The following is a 4,753-nucleotide window of genomic DNA, read 5'->3' as shown; positions in this document are numbered from 1 at the left end:
ATTTCTGTATTATTTGACTTGAATGTAGAAAGCCATTTTCCAAAATTACACGCAGTATGGTCATCTCCCCCTTGAAAATCTTTACCTGTCAATATATAATCTCGAACCGCATTAAGTAATTTATAATGGTCTCCAATAAATTGCCTCAAATCTCTCTGTAATTCCGCCGGATTTTTTAAATCATAATTTTGAAATTCTTTAACAAATTCTACATATTTTTCATGGTCTTGCCACCAGAGAGCAAATGCAGATTTGAAATCTTCCCACATCTTCTTTTCCTGTTCTGTTTTTTCCAGACCTTCTATATTTGTGAAAAGTTGGTCAATTGCCTTTTTATCTTCTTCAGACTGTTTTATTCTTTCATCCCGTTCTTTTGATGATATATCTAAACTCAATAAAGCATTTTCATAGGCGTCTATTCTTGTAAAATACATTCGGACCTCTAAAAGGTCTCTCGTAAAAGGGAGAGCTCGTTTTGCAATTTTTTCCAATCCTACATTGACCCTGTTTAGGGAATAAACTGCAATAATCCCGAGCAAAATCGAAATAATCACTGAAAAGCTTAATCCCATGAGCAATCTTTTTCCGATAGTCATTTGCTTTTTCATAACCTAATTCCTTCTTTTAAGGTTAAAAGTTTAAATTGAACACTAAATTATATTATAAACACTTTTATGCTTAAAAGTAAAATTAAATTTAATTTATTAAGATTATCTAAAATATTAAGTATAAATATACTTATTTATTTGTTTATTTACGAAGATAAAAGAATTTTATTTAAATAATTATAAAGTATAATATAATATTAAATTATATTTTAAATATTTTAAAACTTTTAAATATTTTAAATATATTTATTACATAATATATAAAAAGGTTATTAATTTTCGTCAATAATGTTTCAATGAAGCACTTTTGCCATTTACCCTGTCCATCTCATTTTTTATCATATAAAAGTATCTATGCTACAACAAATTTTCTTCCCATTTGTCTGTAAGCTTGCAGAGGATATCTAAAGACTATATTTCGTCCCATTTGTCCCATATGTTCACAAGCGTACAGAGGATAGTGGAAGACCTTGTTTTGTCCCATCTGTCCCATTCTTCCCTTTTGTCCCATATGTTCACAAGCGTACAGAGGATAGTGGAAGACCTTGTTTTGTCCCATCTGTCCCATTCTTCCCTTTTGTCCCATTTATTTTCACATGCGAGCACGAGGAACAATCTAATTAATGTATTTTAATCGTTTTTTCCACTGTAATTCCGGTTGTTATCTCTTTTGCTACCACAACATACCATCCTACAAGCTGATTTTTAGGTATAGCAATATAGGTTTCCCCTTTACCTTCTCTATTTGTTTGAACAATCTGTGGATTGATTACAATGCCTTTTTTATCACCTTTTGTTTTTAACTCAATGTTTACCCAGTGGTCAAAAAATATTTTTTCTTTTCCTTTTTGTTTTAATTCAATTTTAATAGGTAGATGTTTTCCAGATTCTATAATTTCCGGAACAGTAAGTTTAATTTCTTTTAATAAATAGGGATTAACAGAAATAAAGAATGGGTTGGAATTATGTATATTCAATGGGATACTCTTTTTTGATTTAATCTTTTTTCCATTAAAAATATCCCATATTTCTTTTTCTTTGAATAATTCAGAGTTAATCTTACACTCATTATTCACTGAAACTGGCTTTATATTAGGGAACCAAGTTATAAATCTTTTTTCATTAAAGGAATAAAATTTACCATCTATCCACTCATTTTCATTTAAAAAAGGACTATGGATTTCCCTTTTTTTCAATATGTCCTTTATAAATTCTATTTCCTTCTTCAAATCTTCTAAAGGTTCAAGTTCTATATTTTTAGATAAGGTCTTATTCAATACAAAAACTTTATCATTTTTAATCCTGTCTTTCCGAATATCCCGATTATTCATTACTTCCTGCAAATCCCTTGTTAAATCATTATCACTAACAATACCCGGAGATATATCTGCAATAATTGTCCCATTGATTAAAAAGTCAGATAAATTTTCTATCTCTTCCTCTGATAGCCATAGACAACAAGGTAGAACTAAAACCTTTATCTGTCTATTTTTTGAAATATCCTCTTTTGTAACAACTACTGGATTAATTCCATATCCATTTAATAGTCGCACAAAATGAGTAAAAGAATCTTTATGACGGAATTCTGGAATATCCTTTGTTAAAAAAAGGTTTTCCGGCGATAAGTAAATACCCACTTCTTCATTAAAATCAGGTTGTAATTGCAGGATGAAATCTTTTATACCTCCTTTAAGTTGTTCAGATACATGAAAAAGAGAACTTACTTCAGGTGTTATATTTCCATACTTATCAAATAATTTGATGGGAAATGAATTATAAATATCTCCATTTACATTTTTTAGCCATACTCCATTGGCTTGATTAACTACAGCATTCCAATAATTCCATATTATTCCCGGATGTGTTTGTTGGGAATCCGCAAAATCAATACATACCCAGAAGTTTTTTCCTTTTGATTTAATATAAGGAACAAGTGCAAAGTTAAAAGGTTCAGGTTCCAGAACAACCCAGTCCATAGAATTAACATATTCAATCCAATCAATATCATTTCTATTGTCTTTTCTATTGTAGTATCTAAAACCCATAGGAATATTAGGGAATAAGGGTTTTAATTTGTTTTTGATGTCAGCTTCGAAATTTATCAAACTGTCCTCCATAAACTTCCTATAAAAGGATAAATAAGCAGGGAAATTTTTATTTATAATACTCTCTCTTAACAATTCAATATTTTCCGAATTGAATCTTTCTGTTAATTCGGGTATGTTTTCTAAATATTCATATAAATGACAAAACTCTAAAAATTTGTTTATACAGTTTTCGCAAAAACAGACCCATTCTTCTGTTTGCACCAAACAATTATTCATACCCAATGAAATAGCGTAAGGCGTTGGTATTGATGGATAAGTTAGCAGCTGATTTAAATTATCTTTAACTTTTTTCAAATAATTTTCATCATTTATGCAGGGCTCTCTCTGAGTTTTATTCATTGCGTTAGAAACGGTTTCTTCTGCAATCTGAACGATACAGGGTTGATAAAGTTTTGTAATTCCCGGGAGCTTATACTGTTCTAAAGAAAGATAATTTCCACAATTAAAATTGCCCATTAAAAATTTTGCTATTTGTAATTGATTGTATTCTCGAATATTATTAAGTTGAACAAAATCTTTCCATCCTCTATTAAATATTTTTTTTTGAACAGGAATAAAAAGAGAATAATAAGAGAATAAGTTAGAATAATTGGTTCCTAAAGAAGTTATTCGAACGGGTATTCCCCATATATTTATTTTTAAGTAATTTCCGGTGAGGTCAGCAAAATTCAATGTTATGCGAACCTCTCCCCCTTTTCCTGAGATAGGTTGGTTTTTTTCACAAATGAAACTCCCATCTGTTCCTGTTAAATAGGAATAAGTATCAAATCCTTGAACGACAACAGTTCCTTCTCTGCTTTCCATTATATTAGGTGGAACATTAACTTTGAGGGTAATAGAGTCATTAGGAAAAACAAAATTTTTATTGGGTTCTACTGAAGAAATATCAGGCCAGGATTTAAATGTAAATCTTTTTGAAAAGAAATCCAGTACTTTCTTTTTACGGATAAGCCAAATATCAAAAAAATAGTTTCCTGCTCCCACAGGCAATTCTATCTGCGTAAAAATTCTTCCTTTTTTTTGAATATTAGGCTTAAATTCATACTGCTGGTATGAGAAAAATTCGTTTTCTCTGCGTATTTGAATTTTTATCTCATCTATTTTTTGTTTTTCCTTTCTTTCTAATTCAATATAAAAGGGATAAGTTCCGGGACCTAATAAAGATTGGTTTAAATTTTGAATAACCATCATGGGAAGTTCGGGAGGTATTTCCTCTTCAATAGGACCCGCAGGTTTTGCATCAGAGATATTGATTATTTTGCAATCCTGGGATACGCCACTAATCCAGAGAATTAACGAAATAATACCTGCCCATGCGTTCTCTAAATAACTCATCTCCTCTGTAACTGCTTTTTCAGGTAAAAGGGCATGATTTAATACCCCATTTAAATAATTTTGGATAAAAACAATCTTCCCTTTTTCAAATTCAGCACATATAACCTTGATACTATTCAAAATATCATCTCTACTATTATCCCCTCCTGTGAATAAATTCGCCCATCGTTCCGAAGGTTCTATATGGGATTCTAAAGTGTTAATAAATTCTACTATCGGATGAGGTGGATTAGGTGTTAAAGGTATAGACGGAATTATAAGGAAACCGCATCCTTTTGAAGTTTTACTAATGATTAATTCATAAATTTCCTTTGGAAGGATGTTCAAATCAATACCTGCAAGAATAATTAAGTCCCACTTTTTTTCGATATCATCTCTAATTTGCTTAATAATATTTTCACTTTTGTTTTCCTCCTTACACCACATTCCCCACAGGGGATCACAACCTAAATGAGAAGCATCTTCTGTTGTTATTAATTGGACATAACAATCCAGTCGTTTTTCCAATTCTATAAAGTCAAGGGAACAATAATGGGGAGCAATTGCTAAAATTCTTAAAGACCCATATTCCAACGGTTTTCCCCATAAAACGGGGGTTGTAAAATCTGAAATGGAGTAAGTAGGTGATTTTTTACTCTCTTTTTTGAACCAGTTTAAAGAAAAAGATTGACAGGCTACAAGAAAGTAAAGAAGAATAAAACA

2 protein-coding genes are annotated in these 4,753 nt (G+C 30.7%); both read right to left on the bottom strand.

All coding sequences use genetic code 11. The features are described from left to right. Positions 1–608: MCP four helix bundle domain-containing protein (locus PLA12_14370; protein ID HOQ33674.1), on the bottom strand; the 608-nt coding region annotated here is incomplete at its 3' end. A 620-nt stretch (positions 609–1,228) separates the two neighbouring features. After that, a partial coding sequence (locus PLA12_14365) for a hypothetical protein (GenBank protein HOQ33673.1) occupies positions 1,229–4,753 on the bottom strand: 3,525 nt, incomplete at its 5' end.

It is taken from the genome of Candidatus Hydrogenedens sp., assembly GCA_035378955.1.
Taxonomy (GTDB): domain Bacteria; phylum Hydrogenedentota; class Hydrogenedentia; order Hydrogenedentales; family Hydrogenedentaceae; genus Hydrogenedens.
The sequence above is the reverse complement of the archived record's forward strand: the minus strand, read 5'-3'. Positions and strand labels throughout refer to the sequence as shown.